16 protein-coding genes are annotated in these 16,548 nt (G+C 70.3%); 10 read left to right on the forward strand and 6 right to left on the reverse strand.

Translation table 11 applies throughout. From position 1 onward, the window contains the following. Window positions 1–26: 26 nt before the first annotated feature. From G6032_RS06745 to pilG, 6 genes are read right to left on the reverse strand one after another with little or no spacing between them, the layout of a single operon-like run. Entirely contained in the window at window positions 27–503 is a 477-nt protein-coding gene (locus G6032_RS06745; protein ID WP_165281375.1) for a chemotaxis protein CheW, read from the reverse strand. After that, window positions 496–6,273, reverse strand: coding sequence for an Hpt domain-containing protein (locus tag G6032_RS06750; protein WP_165281376.1), 5,778 nt, complete (start codon window positions 6,271–6,273; stop codon window positions 496–498). Before G6032_RS06750 ends, G6032_RS06745 begins: the two co-directional genes overlap by 8 nt. Continuing rightward, the gene (locus G6032_RS06755) at window positions 6,270–7,520 is read right to left on the reverse strand and encodes a methyl-accepting chemotaxis protein (RefSeq protein WP_346763773.1); all 1,251 of its coding nucleotides are present in this window, start codon (window positions 7,518–7,520) and stop codon (window positions 6,270–6,272) included. The genes G6032_RS06750 and G6032_RS06755 overlap by 4 nt, the downstream gene beginning before the upstream one ends. A 37-nt stretch (window positions 7,521–7,557) precedes the next feature. Further along, a complete protein-coding gene (locus G6032_RS06760) occupies window positions 7,558–8,121 on the reverse strand; it encodes a chemotaxis protein CheW (protein ID WP_165281378.1) in 564 nt (187 codons plus the stop codon). Continuing rightward, entirely contained in the window at window positions 8,114–8,485 is a 372-nt protein-coding gene (locus G6032_RS06765) for a response regulator (protein WP_165281379.1), read from the reverse strand. The genes G6032_RS06760 and G6032_RS06765 overlap by 8 nt, the downstream gene beginning before the upstream one ends. Window positions 8,486–8,514: 29 nt before the next feature. Further along, the gene (pilG, locus tag G6032_RS06770) at window positions 8,515–8,913 is read right to left on the reverse strand and encodes a twitching motility response regulator PilG (RefSeq protein WP_165281380.1); all 399 of its coding nucleotides are present in this window, start codon (window positions 8,911–8,913) and stop codon (window positions 8,515–8,517) included. 212 nt (window positions 8,914–9,125) lie between these two features. On the opposite strand from pilG, the gene gshB reads away from it, so the two are divergent. The 10 genes from gshB to G6032_RS06820 are packed head-to-tail and all read left to right on the forward strand — an operon-like array spanning window position 9,126 to window position 16,459. After that, entirely contained in the window at window positions 9,126–10,091 is a 966-nt protein-coding gene (gene gshB, locus G6032_RS06775) for a glutathione synthase (RefSeq protein WP_165281381.1), read from the forward strand. Continuing rightward, window positions 10,088–11,149 (forward strand): FAD:protein FMN transferase, encoded by a 1,062-nt coding sequence (locus tag G6032_RS06780; protein ID WP_165281382.1) that lies wholly within the window; start codon window positions 10,088–10,090, stop codon window positions 11,147–11,149. The genes gshB and G6032_RS06780 overlap by 4 nt, the downstream gene beginning before the upstream one ends. Beyond that, window positions 11,146–11,514 (forward strand): NusG domain II-containing protein, encoded by a 369-nt coding sequence (locus G6032_RS06785; protein WP_165281383.1) that lies wholly within the window; start codon window positions 11,146–11,148, stop codon window positions 11,512–11,514. Before G6032_RS06780 ends, G6032_RS06785 begins: the two co-directional genes overlap by 4 nt. Continuing rightward, window positions 11,498–12,031, forward strand: coding sequence for a Gx transporter family protein (locus G6032_RS06790; protein ID WP_165281384.1), 534 nt, complete (start codon window positions 11,498–11,500; stop codon window positions 12,029–12,031). Before G6032_RS06785 ends, G6032_RS06790 begins: the two co-directional genes overlap by 17 nt. Next, window positions 12,028–12,888 (forward strand): energy transducer TonB, encoded by an 861-nt coding sequence (locus G6032_RS06795; protein ID WP_165281385.1) that lies wholly within the window; start codon window positions 12,028–12,030, stop codon window positions 12,886–12,888. Before G6032_RS06790 ends, G6032_RS06795 begins: the two co-directional genes overlap by 4 nt. Window positions 12,889–12,931: 43 nt before the next feature. Continuing rightward, on the forward strand, window positions 12,932–13,498 hold the full coding sequence (locus G6032_RS06800) for a YqgE/AlgH family protein (RefSeq protein WP_165281386.1): 567 nt from the start codon (window positions 12,932–12,934) through the stop codon (window positions 13,496–13,498). A 2-nt stretch (window positions 13,499–13,500) separates the two neighbouring features. Beyond that, window positions 13,501–13,935: a Holliday junction resolvase RuvX gene (gene ruvX / locus G6032_RS06805; protein ID WP_165281387.1), complete on the forward strand. Its 435-nt coding sequence runs from the start codon at window positions 13,501–13,503 to the stop codon at window positions 13,933–13,935. A 7-nt stretch (window positions 13,936–13,942) separates the two neighbouring features. Then, complete coding sequence (locus G6032_RS06810; protein ID WP_165281388.1) at window positions 13,943–14,896, forward strand: aspartate carbamoyltransferase catalytic subunit; 954 nt, start codon at window positions 13,943–13,945, stop codon at window positions 14,894–14,896. Then, window positions 14,889–15,803, forward strand: a complete 915-nt coding sequence (locus G6032_RS06815; protein WP_165281389.1) for a dihydroorotate dehydrogenase electron transfer subunit — start codon at window positions 14,889–14,891, stop codon at window positions 15,801–15,803. The genes G6032_RS06810 and G6032_RS06815 overlap by 8 nt, the downstream gene beginning before the upstream one ends. Continuing rightward, window positions 15,803–16,459: a DUF6498-containing protein gene (locus G6032_RS06820; RefSeq protein WP_165281390.1), complete on the forward strand. Its 657-nt coding sequence runs from the start codon at window positions 15,803–15,805 to the stop codon at window positions 16,457–16,459. The genes G6032_RS06815 and G6032_RS06820 overlap by 1 nt, the downstream gene beginning before the upstream one ends. Window positions 16,460–16,548 lie beyond the last annotated feature (89 nt).

Consider the following 16,548-nt stretch of genomic DNA (forward strand, 5'->3'; position numbering starts at 1 on the left):
GCAGGCACGCCCGGGCCCGCGCGCCGTCAGCCGGCCTCGTGCTCCAGGATGTCCGCGACCCGGGTCTCCAGCTTCTCGAGATCCGGCACCAGCGGCGTCTCGTTCATCACCGTGACGCGACAGAGCACCGGCGAATCCTCGTCCTGCTCCGCGTCTTCCTCGAGGCGCAACACTTCCTCGCTGACCCGCACGAGCTGCGGCAGGCCCTGGCACAGCAACGCCAGGCCGCCGCGACCGAGCTTCCCGGTGAGGCTGCGCAGGATCAGCGCCCGGCTGCGCCCGCCGATGTCCGGCACCGCATCGCCGCAGGCCGCCTCGAACGACACCAGCGGCACCACGCGATCGGTCCACGCGACATCCCCCAGCAACCACTCGGGCTCCTGCTCCCGAAGGCGGAAACGGCCGAGACCGATGACTTCCGCGACGCAGGCCCGCGGCACGATGAGCCGCCGTCCCACCAGCGGCACCAGCAGGCAGTGCAAGAGTTCCTGTTCCTCAGCCATCGTCGTACTCGTCCTCGTCGTCGGCTGACTCGGGCGGCGCACTGTTGCGCTGCTTCGGCTGCACCAGGCTGCTGATCGCTGCCAGCAGGTCGCTTTCCTGGTACGGCTTGCCGAGATAATGATCCACGCCGATCTCCATGGCGCGATTGCGATGCTTGTCGCCGACGCGCGAGGTGATCATCACGATGGGGATGTCGCGCAGCCGCGGGTCGTTGCGCACGTGGCTGGCGACCTCGTAGCCGTCCATGCGCGGCATCTCGATATCGAGCAGCATGATGTCGGGCCGGTTGTCCTGCAGCAGCGAGACCGCGTCCACGCCGTCTTTCGCCGTGATGACGCGCATGCCGTTGCGCTCGAGCAGGCGCTCGGTGACACGCCGCACCGTGATGGAATCGTCCACCACCATGACGAAGACGCGCTCGTCGTCCTTGGGCGCCTTCGGGCCGGGCGCCACGAGCTCCGGCGCGCGCGCCCGCGCCCGGATCAGCGCCGCGATGTCGAGGATCAGCACGATCTTGCCGTCGCCCAGCACCGTGGCGCCGGCGATCCCCCGGATGCCCGCAAGCTGCGGCCCGAGGGGCTTCACGACGATTTCACGCGCCCCCAGCATCTCGTCGGTGAGCAAGGCCGTCGGCCGATCGCCGCTGCGCACCAGGATCGCGGGCACCGAGCCGGTTTCCGGCGGCGGCGAGGCGTAACCCTCGACCAGCGAGCCGATGTGCTCGAAGTGGTACTCGTCCTCGCCGTAACCGAAGGGGATCGAGTGCGGCCCGAGGTAACGCGGCAGTTCGCTGGCATGCACGCGCACCACGCCCTCGACGGCCGGCAGCGGCAGCGCATACCACTCCTCGCCGGCGCGCAGCACGAGCGCCTGGGTGATCGCGCGGGTGAACGGCAGCCGGATCTCGAACACGGCGCCCTGCCCCGGCTTGCTGTAGACCTCGAGCGAGCCGCCCAGCTGGCGCACCTCGCTGGCCACCACGTCGGTGCCGACGCCGCGCCCGGCGCCCTGGGTCAATTGCTGCGCGGTGCTGAAGCCCGGCTTGAGGATCACCTCGGCCGCCTCGGCCTCGCCGAACGCCTCGTCGTGGCGCACCAGGCCCATGGCCAGCGCCTTGCGATGGATCGCGGCGACGTCGAGCCCGCGCCCGTCGTCGGCCACCTCGACCACCACCTCGGCGCCTTCGCGGCGCACGCTGACGGTCACACGCCCGGATTCCGCCTTGCCGGCGGCGAGTCGTTCTTCCGGCGGCTCGAGGCCGTGGATGATGGCGTTGCGCAACAGGTGCTCCAGCGGCCCGAGCATCCGGTCCATGATCTGGCGATCGAGCTCGGCGGTCCCGCCGACCACCTGCAGCTCGGCGCGCCGACCGTACTCCGAAGCCACCTGCCTCACGAGGCGCGACAGGCGCTGGGCATGACGGTTGAACGGCACGAGGCGCGTGCGCATCAGGCCGTCCTGCAGCTCGCTCACCGCGCGCGACTGCTGCACGATCAGGCTCTCGGCGTCGCGGATGCGCTCGCCGATCAACTGCTGGATGCTGCCCACGTCACTGGCGGTTTCGCCGAGCGCGCGCGACAGCTGCTGGATCATGGAGTAGCGGTCGAGTTCGAGCGGATCGAAGTCGCCGCGCCCGTCCATGTCGCCCTGGTGGCGATGGATGATCTGCGTCTCGGTCTCGATGTCCATCTTGCGCAGCTGGTCGCGCAACCGGATCACCGTGGCCGAGAGCTCCTCGAGGTTGAACTGGACCGCACCGAGCTGCTCCTCGAGGCGCGAGCGGTAGATGCCGACCTCGCCCGCGTTGTTGAGTAACGACTCCAGCAGCTCGGCATCGACACGTGCAAGTTCCTGGCGCGCGACAGGTGCGGTCCCGAGCGCCGGCATCTCGGCGGGCATCGGCGGCAGCTCGGGAACGGGCGGCTGTGGCGCCGGCTCAGGTTCGAGTTCGGGTTCGGGCTCGGGCTCGGGCTCGGGCTCGGGCTCGGGCTCGGGTTCGGGCTCAGGCTCCGGCTCGGCCGCTGGCTCCGGCGGCTGGATCGAGACCTCTTCATGCGGGTACTCGGCCGGCGGAACATACAGGGTGATGGTCGGGGGCTCTTCCTCGACGGGCGCTTCCTCGACGGGCGCTTCCTCGACGGGTAATTCCTCGACGGGTAATTCCTCGACGGGTAATTCCTCGACGGGGGCCTCTTCGACGGGCATTTCCTCGACGGGCGGCACATGTTCCGGGATCGGTTCGCCGGCGAGCGCAGCTGCGAGGCGTGCGCGCAGCGCTTCGGGTGGATCCGGCATGCGGCCCTCGGCGGCGATGTCGCGCATGCTGTGGAGGCCGTCCAGGCATTGCTGCACGAGTTCCACCAGTCCCGGGGTCGTGCTGCGACTGCCTTCGGCCAGCGACTCGAACAGGTTCTCGAGGTCGTGGCTGAAATCGCCGATCGTGCGCACGCCGGCGAGGCGGGCGCTGCCCTTGATGGTGTGCAGGTAGCGCTGCAGCGCGCGCAGCGGTTCGGTGGCGGACGGGCGCGTGCGCCACTCCGACATGGCACCCTGGGCCTCGTCGAGCAGTTCGGTCGCTTCCTCGCAGAACAGCTCGAGAATCTCCGGATCGAAGGCGCCGGCCTCGTCGTATTCGGGCAAGGTGATCGTCGCGCCGGCATCGGCGCGCACCTGGTAGTCCTCGTGCAAGCCGCGAATCTCGGCGGCCAAGCCGTAGTCGGGCGCGCCCGGATCCCGGTCGCTCTCGACGGCGTCCACGACGGTGGCGATCGTATCGACGGCGCGTTGCACGAGCGCGAGGCCCGTCTCCGGAAGACCGACGTGATCGTCGTAGAGGCGCCGCAGGTATTCGTTCAGGGGACGCGCGACAACGACGGCGGGAGCGACACCCGCCATGTTGGCGCTGCCTGCGAGGGTATGCGAGGCGCGGTGCGCCGCCTCGGTCACGGCGTACGGGGCGGTGCGCAAGGCGCAGCCCGCGATGAACTCGCGCAGGTCCTCGAGGTGGCCGCTGGCTTCCCGCGTGAAAATATCGCGCAGCACCGGGTCCATGTCGGGCCCGGCGGGTACCGGCGGCTCGGGTTCGGGCGGGGGTTCTGCCGGCAGCTGCGGCGGTGCCGGCGCCGGCGTTGTCTCCTCCGGTTCGGCCGCGGCCTCTTCGGGCTCGGCCTCTTCGGGCTCCGGCTCTTCGGCCGCGGGCTCTTGCTCGTGCGCTTGTTCGTGCGCTTGCTCGGGTTCCGGCTCGGGCTCTTGCTCGGGCTGGGGCTCGAATTCCGGTTCGAGTTCCGGTGCCGCCTCCGGCTCGGCTTCAGTCTCCGCCTCGACTTCAGTCTCCGGCTCGGTCTCGGCCGCCGTCTCGGGCTCGACCTCGGGCGCAGTTCCGGCTTCTGCCTCGTGCTCCGGTTCCGGCGTCGGCTCCGCCTCGAGTTCCGGCTCCGGCTCGGCCGCGACGGCCTCGCGGCCCTCGAGCAGGGCCGCGGCGGTTTCGGCGGCGTCCGGACGGTTCTCGGCGAAGGCGTTGGCCTGCAGGATCCAGGGTTGCACATCGACGTCGGGCGGACGGCCGCTCTCGAGCTGCTCGATGAGCATCGGCACGAACGCGACGATGCGCTCCAGGAAGCGGACCAGCGGTTCGCTGCGCTCGACCCGCTGTTCGAGCATGGCGTTCATGAGCCGTTCGACCGACCAGGCGTATTCGCCGATCAGCTTCGCACCCACCATCCGGCCGCTGCCCTTGAGCGTGTGGAAATTCCGGCGCACCGTGCCGAGCTCGCCCGCACCGCCGTCGGCGACCCAGCGCGGGAAGTACATGTTGATCGACTCGTCGAGTTCGTGCGCCTCCTCGATGAACAGCTCGAGCAGTTCGGGGTCCGGGCGCTCCTCGCCTTCGTAGACAGGCGCCTCCGGCACGGCCGGCGGCACGGGCTGCGGGGGAGTCTCCGGCTGCGGCGGCAGCTCGGGCTCGTCCTCGGCGGCCGCTTCCTCCGGCGCCGGCGCAGGCCCTGCACCGGTTTCCTCCAGGGTGACGGTGTCGCCCGGCGGCGTGTCCACCGGCTCGTACTCCGGGATATGCCCCTCCAGCACGGGCAGCGCGTCGAGGCAGGCCTCGGCGTTCTCCAGCATGAACACGGGATCCTTGCGGCCCGCGCGGATGGTCTCCATGAAGTATTCGAGGCTGACGATCGCGTCGGCGAGCCGGTCGAGCGCTTCGCGCCGCATGTCCTCCGCGCCCGGCTGCAGCATTCTCCTGACGTAGGTCGTGATGCGCTCCACCACGTGGACCGCACGGGGGTGCTCGAGAATCAGCAATGCGGCCGTGACGGCCCTGAGCAGCCCGGGGACGGCATCGGCGGTCTGCGGATCGATCGGGCCCGCGAGGCGCTCGCTGATCGCGTCGCGCACCCGCGCCATGTTGAACAGGCATTCGCGCAGCAGCGCCTCCGTGACGCCCTGCAGTTCGTTGCGGTCGTCGTCCTCGGGGGGCGGTTCGCCCCCGCCGGGTTCCTCGATGACCAGGCGCATCAGCCGCTCGTCGAGGCGATCCTCGACGCGCAGCAACGCCGCGGCCACTGCGAGCAGCTCTTCCTCGGCCTCCTCGCGATCGCGGTCGAGCAGGCCATGCAGCCGGTTCGCTTCGGTCTGCACGTCGTCGCGCACGTCGCCGAGCCCCAGCACACCGAGCGTGTCGCCGATCTTGGCCAGCATCTCGAGCTGCGCGTCGAGCCCGTCGGCCGGCACCTTGCCGGTGCGGGCGAACAGGTCGAGCGAGTCCTTGACCTTGCCGAGGTCCTCGCGGATGGCGTCGGCCACGGTGCGCATCAGCTGCACGCTCGGGCCGCCGAGGCTGTCGCGCGCCTCGGCCAGGTCGTCCTGGTCGGGCAACAGGTCGCCGAGGCTGAAGGTGTTGCGGATGGCGTTGACGCGGCTGCCGCGGGTGGTCGAGCGCGCCACGTAGAACAGCAGGCTGTTGAGCAGCTCGACGGGCGGCGCCGACGCGAGGCCCGATTCGCCCTCGTCGACGAGGCGGCGGATCTGGCGATCCACCTGGCCGAGGAGGCGCTTGATCGCGGCGCTCGCGGTGAGCCCGCCCTGGCGCAGCCCCTCGATCACGCCCCCCAGCACCCACCACAGCTGGTAGACCGAGGTCTCGGCTGCGGCTTTCTCGAAGGCGGACGACACGTCGGCGATCACGGCGAGGCTGCTGTCGGGCCGTTCGCCGCGGATCCACGACAGCAATGCCGCCTGGTAACGGGGCCGCAGGCGGCGCGCGAGGGCGACGATATCCTCGCCGCTCGGCTGCGGGCGGGCGCCCCGCGCGAGCAACTGGCGGTCGGACGGCAGGTTCAGCAGCAGCAGCGTGTTTTCGGAGAGCAGCGGCGAGCCGCGCGCTGCACGCAGGTCGTTGAGCAACGGCAACAACACGAGCGGGATGTCGCGGCCGCCCGTGACGACGCGATCGAGGTACGGCGGCAGCTGCACGATGGCCCGCGACAACGCGTCGAGGCCCTCGTCGGGAGACTGGCCGGAACTGGCGGCGCGTTGCAGGTGCAGGGCCAGCTGTTCCATCTCGTCGGCCAGCAGCGAGGCGCCGTAGACCTCTGCGATGCGCAGCGCGCCATGCGCCTGGTGCAGCATCTCTGCGCAACGCTGCATGGCGTCCGACTGTTCGGGGTGCTCGGCGTACTCCTCCAGCGCGATGCGCGCATCGCGCAGCGTCCCGGCGAGTTCGCCGGTGACCCAGAGCAGCTGCGGGGACGCCTGGGAGGTCACTTCGGCGGCGGCTCCGGCAGCCGGAACCCGGCCACGGAATTACGCAGCTGCGTCGCGAGCCCGGCCAGCTTGCCGATCGACTGCGAGGTCGCCCCGGTGGCATCGGCGGTCTGCTCGCTGACTTCGCGCAGCACGTTCATGTTGCGCGTGATGTCGCCGGCGGCCGTCGCCTGGTCGCGGGCCGAGCGCGAGATGTTCTGCACCAGGTTGGCGATCTGGTTGGAGACGCTCTCGATCTCGTCGAGCGCCGCGCCGGCGTTCTCCGCCAGCAGCGCGCCGCCCACCACGTCGGTCGTGCTGCGCTCCATGGAGATGACCGCCTCGTTGGTGTCGGACTGGATGGTCTTCACCAGCACTTCGATCTGGCGCGTGGCGTTGGCTGCACGCTCGGAGAGGCGCTGCACCTCGTCGGCCACCACGGCGAAACCGCGGCCCGCCTCGCCGGCCATCGAGGCCTGGATCGAGGCGTTGAGGGCGAGGATGTTGGTCTGTTCGGCGATGTCGTTGATCAGCTCGATGATGTTGCCGATTTCCTGGGAGCTCTCGCCGAGGCGCTTGATGCGCTTCGAGGTGTCCTGGATGGTCTCGCGGATGGCGTTCATGCCCTCGATCGTGCGGCGCACGGCCGCGCCGCCCTTGTGCGCCACGTCCACCGAGTGGCGCGCCACGTCGGCCGCGCGCTCGGCGTCGCCGGACACGGCCTCGATGGAGGCCGCCATGCGCGCCGTGGACTCGGTGGCGTCGCCGGCCTGGCGCAGCTGCGTGTCGCTGGCATCGGCCATGTGGGTGGCGGTCGCCTGGGTCTGCTTGGCGGCGGCATCGAGCTTGATGGCGCTCTGGTTGATGGTGGTGACGAGGTCGCGCAAGGCCTCGATCGCGTAGTTGATCGAGTCGGCGATCGCGCCGGTGATGTCCTCGGTGACCGTGGCCTGCACCGTGAGGTCGCCGTCGGCGAGGCTGCCGAGCTCGTCGAGCAGCCTGAGGATCGCCTGCTGGTTGCGCGCGTTCTGGTCGGCGTGCTCCGTGGAGCGACGCCGCGCCGCTTCGCCGCGCCACACGGAGATCACCAGCACGACGGCCAGGAGCAGGGCTGCGACCGCGAGCCACAGCGGCGCCGCCGAGGCCGACAACAGCCCGCTGCCCGGCGGCAGCGCCCGCCAGAACAGCACCGCCGCGATGAGGATGACCAGCACCAGGAGGATCCCCAGTACCGGCAACAGGGTCATGCCCCGGGAGTTCTGTCTCATATGCGATCCCATGCTGGAAGCCTTTTGCAGACGTGCCTCAGCCATCGTTGGCGGCCCGCAGGAACGACGGGCTCTCGGTGAGCGCCGCTAGGTTGAACACCGGCCAGGTCTCGTCGACCTGGGTGAATGCGCCGCCGAGGTAGCGACGACAACGCAAACCGGTTTCGGCCGGCGCCGCGGTCCGCGCGGCCTCCGGGAAACGACGGAAGCCCAGGATCTCGTCCACCAGCAGGCCGGCCCCGAGCTCGCGGTGATTGATCACCAGGATGCGGCAGTCCCGCCCGAGATGCGTCTGCGCCCCGCCGAGATAGGCCTTGAGATCGATGACCGTCAAGAGCTGCCCCCGGATGCTGGTGAGCCCCGCCACCCAGTCCTTCGCCCCCGGCACGCGGGCCAGCACGGCCGGGCAGGCCGTAATCTCGCGCACTTCTTCACGCGCCACCAGGAAGCGCTCGTCGCCGAGCCGGAAGCCGATCCCGACCCACTCGCGCGCGCTCGGCGCGGCGCCCTGCTCCCCGGCCATCGACCAGGCGCGCCGCTCCATCTCGCGCAGCAGCGCGAAGGGACGGTCCCGCAAGCCGGCAAGACCCGCCTCAATCATGGCCGCCCAGCGCGGCGCGGACCTTCTCGACCAGCTGCGCTTCCGTGACCGGCTTGACGAGGTAATCCACGGCGCCCTGGCGCATGCCCCAGATCTTGTCGGTCTCGAGGCCCTTGGTGGTCACCATCACGATGGGAATCCCGGCCGTGTCGGGGTCGCGGGCCAGCTGGCGCGTCGCCTGGAAGCCGTTCATGCCCGGCATCACGACGTCCATCAGCACCAGGTCGGGCTTCAGGGCGCGGCATTTCTCGATACCCTCGGCGCCGTCCGCCGCGGTCTCCGTGCTGAAACCGTGTTTCTGCAGGTAGCCGCTCAGGACGTGCACTTCGGTGGGGGAATCGTCGACGATCAGTACCGTGGCCATGCCTTCTCCTTCAGCCGTGCCGCTCTCGATCAGGCCTTCACGTGCGTCTCGATGGCGGACAGCAGTTCGTCCCGCGTGAACGGCTTCGTCAGGTACTGCTCCGAGCCGACGATGCGCCCGCGGGCGCGATCGAACAGGCCGTCCTTGCTGGACAGCATGATGACCGGCGTGCCCTTGAAGACCTTGTTGTGCTTGATCAGCGCGCAGGTCTGGTAGCCGTCGAGGCGCGGCATCATGATGTCCACGAAAATGATGTCCGGGTGATGATCCGCCACCTTGGACAAGGCGTCGAACCCGTCAACGGCCGTGTAGACCTCGCAGCCTTCCTTGGTGAGCAGCGTTTCCGCCGTTCGCCGGATGGTCTTGCTGTCGTCCACGACGAGCACCTTGAGGCCGTTCATGCTGTGCGACTCGCCTCCATCCACCATTCGTTCTCCACTTGAAGTCCGCCTCGCACGGGCTTGTTTTGACTCCGATCACTGCCCGGCGTTTTAACATATCGGGCCGTGACCCGCCATGTGCCCGTTCACGCTCGGCGGGCCGCCCCGCCCACCACCCGGCCGACGCCCCTTGATATAGTGTCGTCCCACGAATCGGCCGGCGTCCCGTCCGGCCGTCGTTCCCTGCTGGAGCACGGCTGATGAGCAACCCGCGCATACGCCTCGGCGTCGTCATGGACCCCATCGAGCGCATCAAGCCGGTCAAGGACACGACCCTGGCGATGCTGCTGGAAGCGCAGCGGCGCGGTTACGCGCTGGAATACCTCGGCCAGGCCGACCTGGCGGTGCTGGAGGGCCGCCTCGGCCTCAGGCTGCGCGCGCTCACGGTGCGCGACGACAAGGCCGACTGGTTCGAGCTCGGCCCCGCGCGCCAGGCCGACGCGCAGGAACTCGACGTGATCCTGATGCGCAAGGATCCGCCCTTCGACATGGAGTACATCTACACGACGTTCCTGCTGGAGCGCGCCGAGGACGTCGGCGTGCTGGTGGTCAACAAGCCGGCGGCCTTGCGCGACGTCAGCGAGAAGGCCTACACGATGTGGTTTCCCCAGTTCACGCCCGAAACCATGGTGACGCGCTCGATGGCGGACATGCGGCGCTTCGTCGAACGCTACGGCGCGGCCGTGGTGAAACCGCTGGACGGCATGGGCGGGCGCTCGATCTTCGTCCTGCAGCCGGGCGACCCGAACACCGGGGTGATTCTCGAGACTCTCACGGACTATGACGGGCGTTACGCCATGATCCAGCGCTACGTGCCGGAGATCGTCGCCGGCGGCGACCGGCGCATCCTGCTGGTGGATGGCGAGCCGTACGAACATGCCCTGGCGCGGATCCCCGCCAAGGGGGAGAACCGCGGCAACCTGGCCGCGGGGGCGCAGGGCGAGGGCCGCGACCTGACGCCGCGCGAGCGCGAGATCTGTGCCGCGGTCGGTCCCGTGCTGCGCGACAAGGGCATCCTGTTCGCCGGCCTCGACGTCATCGGCGACAAGCTCACCGAGATCAACGTCACCAGCCCCACGGGCGTGCGCGAACTCGATGCACTGTATGGCGACAACATCTGCGCCGGGCTGTTCGACGCCATCGAGCGCCGCCTGGAGGCGCGTTGAGCCGCGCCGGCCGGCAACGCGCAGCCCGGCGCCTCGCGGTCCTGTGCGCCGCCGCGCTGCTATTGACGGCCTGCGGACAGCCGGCCGAAGAAGAAACCAGGCATCGCTTCACCGCGATGGGCACCCTGGTGGACGTCAGCATCTGGGGCGCACAGCCGCTGGAAGCCGAAGCGGCCGCGCGTGAGGTCGAGGCGTTGTTCGTCACCCTGCACGCGGCATGGGATCCGTGGGGCGACGGCGCGCTCGGCACGGTGAATCGTGCGCTGGCTGCCGGCGAGGCGATCCGGCCGGACCCGGATCTCGGGGTGCTGCTGGACGAGGCCGCGGCCCTCACCGAGACCACCGGAGGCCTGTTCGACCCGGCCATCGGCGCGCTGGTGCGGCTGTGGGGCTTCTCGGATGACGAGTCGCGCCCGGTGGCACCGCCGCCGGCCGGGGAGATCGCCGCGCGGCTCGCGGCCACGGCCCCCTTGCCCGAACTGCTCGTCGATGGGGTCGTGCAGGGTCCGCCCGGCGCCCAGCTCGACCTGGGCGGTTTTCTCAAGGGCGTGGCGGTACAACGCGGCATCGAGCTGCTGCAGGCCCGCGGCATCGAGCACGCCATCGTCAACGCCGGCGGCGACCTGCGCGCCATCGGGCGGCGCGGTGAGCGCGCCTGGCGCATCGGCATCCGCGCCGCGCGCGACAACACCATCGTCGCCGCGCTGGAAGTCGCCGACGGCGAGGCGGTGTTCACCTCCGGGGACTACGAGCGTTACTTCGATTACGAAGGCCGGCACTACCACCACATCCTCGATCCGCGCACCGGCTACCCGACACGCGGCATCGCATCCGTGACGGTCGTGCATGGCGACGCGGCCCTGGCGGACGCCGGGGCGACGGCATTGCTGGTCGCCGGCCCCGAGGACTGGCCGCGCATGGCCGAGACGCTGGGACTGGACCGCGTCCTGGTCGTGTTCGAGGACGGCGCGATCGAGCTGACCGGGGCGCTGGAGCCGCGGATCTGGTTCACCGACGAGGAGCAGGGGCGACGCGCGCGCGTGCGCCCGCTGCCATGACGCTCGTCCGCCCGGCGGATGCCCTGGTGGTGGCGCTGGCCGCGCTGCTGGTGGGCGCCGCGTGGGCGGCACTCTGGACCGGCGGCGGACCGGCGGAGGCCGTGCAGGTGATCACCCCCGGCGACGAGCCGCGACGCGTGGCGCTGTCGCGGGACGACGCACTGGAGGTGCGCGGCCGCCTCGGCGACAGCCGCATCGAGATTCGCGACGGACGGGTGCGCTTCGTCGATTCGCCCTGCGTGGGGCGCTACTGCGTGCATGCCGGCTGGCTGTCGCGCAGCGGCCAGGTCGCCGCCTGCCTGCCCAACGGCGTCGTCATCGAGGTCACCGGCGGCGACCGGGAATTCGATGCCGTCACCTTCTGAAGACCTGCGCCGCGACGACCGCCTGATCGCAGGCTTCGCCGCGCTCGCGATCGCCATCCACATCCTCGAGGCGGCCTTCCCGAGCCCGCTGCCGGGCGTGAAGCCCGGCCTCGCCAACGTGGTGACCGTCGTCGTGCTGCTGCGTTACGGCTGGTACACGGCGGCCTGGGTGGCGGGCCTGCGCGTGCTCGCCGGCAGCCTCCTGGTCGGCACCTTCCTCGGACCCACTTTCATCATGAGCGCGAGCGGGGCCGTCGCGGCCATGGCGGTGCTCTGGCTCGCCCAGGCACTGGCCGGGCGCTGGCTGGGCGCCCTCGGCTACAGCGTGTGCGCCGCCCTCGCCCACATGGCGACCCAGCTGCTGGTGGCCTGGCAGCTGTTCATCCCGCACCCCGCGCTGCTCACCCTCGCACCGTTCCTGCTGACCGCGGCGCTGGTCTTCGGTATCGTGAGCGGTGTGATTGCTGCAATCGTCCTGGCGAAGCTCGAAACCGGACCGGACACGGCGCGCGCATGACCCCCGTGACCCAAAGCGCCGCCGGCTCGGAACGCCTGGCGTGGGCCATTTTCATGGCCGCCGCCGCGCACGGTCTGCTCATTCTCGGGGTCGGCTTCACGCCACCCCTGCCCGATCCGTCGGCCGAGGCGCCGACGCTCGAAGTGACCCTGCTGGACGCGCCCGTGCCCGGCCAGGCCGCGCCGGAGGATGCGCGTTACCTGGCCCAGGCCAGCCAGGAGGGCGCGGGCAACGTCGAGGAACAGGTGCGGCCGGAGTTTTTCGACACGCCGCCGGCGCCCAGCGATCCGGATGCGGACCTCGCGCCGCTGCCGGACGAGCCCGTGGAAACCGTGCCGGGCGAGCCGGAGCAGCCCGCTCCCGACGTGATCGCTTCCTGGGACGGCGCCATGCTGGCGGCCGTCGCGCCGCCCTTCAGCGAACCGGAGATCGTCCCGGCGCCGCCGCCGCCGGAAGGCGGGATCACGCGCGTAACGGCCACCGGTCGCCTCGAGTACTTCGTCTCGGTGAGCGCCAGGGAAAGCGTGTTCGCCGAGTATCTCGCCGCCTGGAAGGCGCGCATGGAGCGCCTCGGGACGCTTAACTTCCCGGAGGTCCGGCGAGACCAGCGCAGCGGCAACCCGGTGCTGGAAGTCGCCGTGGCGGCGGACGGCAGCCTGGAGGACGTGCGCGTCACCCAGTCGTCGGGCCACAGTGCGCTGGACCAGGCCGCCGTCGAACTGGTGCGCCTGGCCAGTCCCTTCGATGCATTCCCCTTCCTGGTGCGCACGCGCTACGACGTGTTGCGCTTCGCCTACGAGTGGCGTTTCATTGACGGGCAGGCCAGCCCGGGCGAGTTACGCGCCGCGCCGCAATGAAATCCGACTTGCCGGACCCCGGGTCGCGGTCAATACTGTGCACATGACAGACAATCCATATCTCACCGGCCAGTTCCTGATCGCCATGCCCGCGATGGCCGACCCGAACTTCGATCGCACCGTGACCTACATCTGCGAGCACAACGAGGACGGGGCCCTCGGGATCATCGTCAACCGGCCGACGGACATGCTGCTGGGCGAGGTCCTCGAGCAGATGGACCTGAAGATCTCGGATCCGGAACTCGCCGAGCGTCCCGTGCTGCTGGGCGGCCCGGTGCAGCCGGACCGCGGCTTCGTCATCCACGACGACCAGGGCGCCGCGTTCAGCTCGACGATGGCCGTGCCCGACGGGCTGCGCATCACCACCTCGCGGGATATTCTCGTGGCGCTCGCCGACGGCCAGGGCCCGCCGCGCGTCGTGGTGGCGCTGGGTTATGCCGGCTGGGGCGCCGGCCAGCTGGAGGCCGAGATGGCCGCGAACTCCTGGCTGACCGTGCCCGCCTCGGCGGACATCATTTTTTCGGTGCCCTTCGAGAGACGCTGGGAATCCGCCGCGGCGCTGATTGGCGTGAACATGGCGGACCTTTCTCCCGAGGCGGGCCACGCCTGAGCATGGCGTCCGGCGGGGGCACCCTACTGGGTTTCGACTACGGTCGGCGCCGCATCGGTGTCGCCGTCGGCAACACCCTGACGCGCCGGGCCCGTCCCCTGCTGACGCTCGCCGCCACCGACGCCGGGCCCGACTGGACACGCATCGCCGCGCTGCTGGCGGAATGGCAGCCCGCCCGGCTCGTCGTCGGGGTCCCGTATAATGACGCCGCGCCGGGCGCGGAGATTGCCGCGGAGGCGCAGCGTTTCGCCCGCCGGCTGCACGGCCGCTTCCTGCTCCCCGTCGATACGCTCGACGAGCAGCTGAGCTCCGCGGCGGCGCACGACACGCTCAAGGCGGCGCGCCGCGCGGGGCGGCGCGGCACGATCGGCAAGGAAGACATCGACAGCGCGGCTGCGGCCGTGATCCTGCAAGACTGGTTCGACAACCACAGCTGAGGACACCATGGCATCCCAGTTCGACGCGCGCGGCCGACTGCGCCATCTCGTCACCCTGAAAGACCTCTCCCGCGCGCAGCTCGTCGAGCTGCTGGACCTCGCCGACCGCTTCATCACCCCCTACGGCGAGTTCCCGGCGCGCGACCCGGCGCTGGCCGGACGCACGGTGGCGAACCTGTTCTTCGAACCCAGCACGCGCACCCGCGCCTCCTTCGAGCTGGCCGCCAGGCGGCTCGGCGCCGACGTGCTCAGCCTCGATGTCAGCACCTCCTCGCGCGCCAAGGGCGAATCGCTGCTCGACACGATCTACACCCTGCAGGCCATGCAGGTGGACGTGTTCGTGATCCGCGACGCGCAATCCGGCGTGCCGGCCTTCATCTGCGATCACGTAGCGCCGCACGTCGCGGTGCTCAACGCGGGCGAATCGCATCTCAACCACCCGACCCAGGGGCTGCTCGACGTGCTCACCATGCGACGCCACAAGGGCGGCTTCGAGAACCTGGTGGTGACCATCGCCGGCGACATCCAGCACTCCCGCGTGGCCCGCTCCGCCCACCATGCGCTCAAGACGCTCGGCATCGGCGAGCTGCGGCTCGTCGCCCCGGCGGCCCTGGCGCCCGACCCGGACGAATTCGCCGGCGCGACGCTGCTCGACAATATCGAGGCCGGGGTGCGCGACGCCGACGTCGTGATGTGCCTGCGCATCCAGCGCGAACGCATGGAAGTGAGCCGCAACCCCGATCCCGCCGATTTCCACCGCGAGTTCGGCCTGACGCCGGAACGCCTGGCGCTCGCCCGGCCGGACGCCATCGTCATGCATCCCGGCCCGATGAACCGGGACGTCGAGATCGCCGGGAGTGTCGCCGACAGCAGGCAGTCGGTGATCACCGAGCAGGTCAGAAACGGCGTGGCGGTGCGCATGGCGGTCATGCAGACGGTGATGGAGACGCTCCATGGCTGAGCAAACCGCAGCGCCCCACGCGGATCGGCCGCACCGCGGCACCATCTTCGTCGAGGACGCCGAGCTGCTCAGCGTGGAACAGTGGCCGGGCGAGCAGTACGTGATGCGCCTGCATGCGCCGCGCTGCGCCGCCCACGCGCGGCCGGGCAGCTTCGCGCACGTCACCTGCGACCCGTCGCTGCCGATGCGCCGGCCGCTATCCCTGCAACGGGCCGATCCGGATACCGGGGTGATCGAGTTCCTCTTCAAGATCGTCGGCGAGGGCCTCGCGCTGCTGGCGCGGCGGCGCATCGGTGATCTCGTCAGCGTGCTCGGCCCGATCGGCCGGCCATTCGCACCCTCGCCCGGCAAGCGCCGGCCGCTGTTGATCGGCGGCGGCGTGGGCATTCCGCCGATGGTGTTCCTCGCCGAGTCGCTGGCGGCCGCGGGGGCGACCGAACCGCTGGTGCTGATGGGCTCGGAGATCCCGTTTCCTTTCGCACTCGGGCCGGCGCAGCGCGCCTTTGCCGGGCTGCCGGCCGAGGTCACGGCGACCATGCCGGCGCTGGACGCGCTGGGCGTCACCTGCAGGCTGAGCAGCGGCGGGGGGTTCGCCGGCTGTTACCCGGGTTTCGTCACGGAGCTGGCGCGGGAATGGCTGCGCTCGCTGTCGGCGCAGGACCTGGCCCAGGTGGAGATCTTCGCCTGCGGCCCGACGCCCATGCTGGCCGCGACGGCGCGCCTCGCGGCCGAGTTCGAGCTGCCCTGCCAAGTGTCGCTGGAAGAGTACATGGCGTGTGCCGTGGGCGGCTGTGCGGGCTGCACGGTGCGGGTGAACCTCCCGTCCGGCCCGGCGATGAAGCGCGTCTGCGTGGACGGCCCGGTGTTCGAGGCGACCGCGGTCGACTGGGCGGCGATCCAGCACTGATGCCGGTCCAGGCGGCGCTGGTTCTCGCCAACCTCGTGCCGCTGGCCGGTGTGCTTTTTTTCGGCTGGGACGCGCTCGCGCTGCTCTTGCTGTACTGGCTGGAGAACCTGGTGATCGGCGGCTATACGCTGCTGCGCATGCTGCGTGCCGAGGGCGCGAAGGCGCTCGGGATGGGCGCATTCTTCACTTTTCACTACGGTTTCTTCTGTGCCATCCACGGCGTCTTCGTGCTGTCGATCGCATCCATCGGCACTGAGACGGATCTCGCGGACGGCCTGTTTCCGGACGACGCGCCCTTTCCCGTATTGCCCTTCCTGATGCTGGCCAATCTTCTCGAATGGATCGGCCGCGAGATGCCGGGGCTGCTGTTCCTGCCGCTGCTCGGCTTCGTCGTCAGCCACGGCCTGTCGTTCTTCGAGCACGTGATCAGCCAGGGGGAGGACGAGGGCCGCAGCGCACAGAAGATCATGGGCGATCCCTACCGGCGCATCGCGCTGATGCACGTCGCGATCCTCGCGGGTTCGGCCGTGATCATCGGTCTGGGCGGCGGCACGGCCGTGCCCATGCTGCTCGTGCTGGTGGCGCTGAAGACCTGGATCGACCTGGTCCAGCACCGCAAGGCGCACCAGCGCCGCGCCGCAGAAGCTGCGGCCTGAAGCGCCGGGTCGCGCCGGCCGATCATCTCCCGTTCAGGTTTCTCCCTGCACACTCTTCTCCCATAGGGACTGCCCCGACGTGAACCGGG

Source organism: Wenzhouxiangella sp. XN24 (assembly GCF_011064545.1).
GTDB lineage: Bacteria > Pseudomonadota > Gammaproteobacteria > Steroidobacterales > XN24 > XN24.

What these genes read in the sequence shown, in the direction of transcription:
- G6032_RS06760 (WP_165281378.1), bottom strand. Translation starts at nt 8,121, where the DNA reads ATGATTGAGGCGGGTCTTGCCGGCTTGCGGGACCGTCCCTTCGCGCTG.
- G6032_RS06820 (WP_165281390.1), top strand. Translation starts at nt 15,803, where the DNA reads ATGCCGGTCCAGGCGGCGCTGGTTCTCGCCAACCTCGTGCCGCTGGCC.
- G6032_RS06745 (WP_165281375.1), bottom strand. Translation starts at nt 503, where the DNA reads ATGGCTGAGGAACAGGAACTCTTGCACTGCCTGCTGGTGCCGCTGGTG.
- G6032_RS06810 (WP_165281388.1), top strand. Translation starts at nt 13,943, where the DNA reads ATGGCATCCCAGTTCGACGCGCGCGGCCGACTGCGCCATCTCGTCACC.
- G6032_RS06815 (WP_165281389.1), top strand. Translation starts at nt 14,889, where the DNA reads ATGGCTGAGCAAACCGCAGCGCCCCACGCGGATCGGCCGCACCGCGGC.
- G6032_RS06795 (WP_165281385.1), top strand. Translation starts at nt 12,028, where the DNA reads ATGACCCCCGTGACCCAAAGCGCCGCCGGCTCGGAACGCCTGGCGTGG.
- G6032_RS06800 (WP_165281386.1), top strand. Translation starts at nt 12,932, where the DNA reads ATGACAGACAATCCATATCTCACCGGCCAGTTCCTGATCGCCATGCCC.
- gshB (WP_165281381.1), top strand. Translation starts at nt 9,126, where the DNA reads ATGAGCAACCCGCGCATACGCCTCGGCGTCGTCATGGACCCCATCGAG.
- G6032_RS06785 (WP_165281383.1), top strand. Translation starts at nt 11,146, where the DNA reads ATGACGCTCGTCCGCCCGGCGGATGCCCTGGTGGTGGCGCTGGCCGCG.
- G6032_RS06790 (WP_165281384.1), top strand. Translation starts at nt 11,498, where the DNA reads ATGCCGTCACCTTCTGAAGACCTGCGCCGCGACGACCGCCTGATCGCA.
- ruvX (WP_165281387.1), top strand. Translation starts at nt 13,501, where the DNA reads ATGGCGTCCGGCGGGGGCACCCTACTGGGTTTCGACTACGGTCGGCGC.
- pilG (WP_165281380.1), bottom strand. Translation starts at nt 8,913, where the DNA reads ATGGTGGATGGAGGCGAGTCGCACAGCATGAACGGCCTCAAGGTGCTC.
- G6032_RS06755 (WP_346763773.1), bottom strand. Translation starts at nt 7,520, where the DNA reads ATGAGACAGAACTCCCGGGGCATGACCCTGTTGCCGGTACTGGGGATC.
- G6032_RS06765 (WP_165281379.1), bottom strand. Translation starts at nt 8,485, where the DNA reads ATGGCCACGGTACTGATCGTCGACGATTCCCCCACCGAAGTGCACGTC.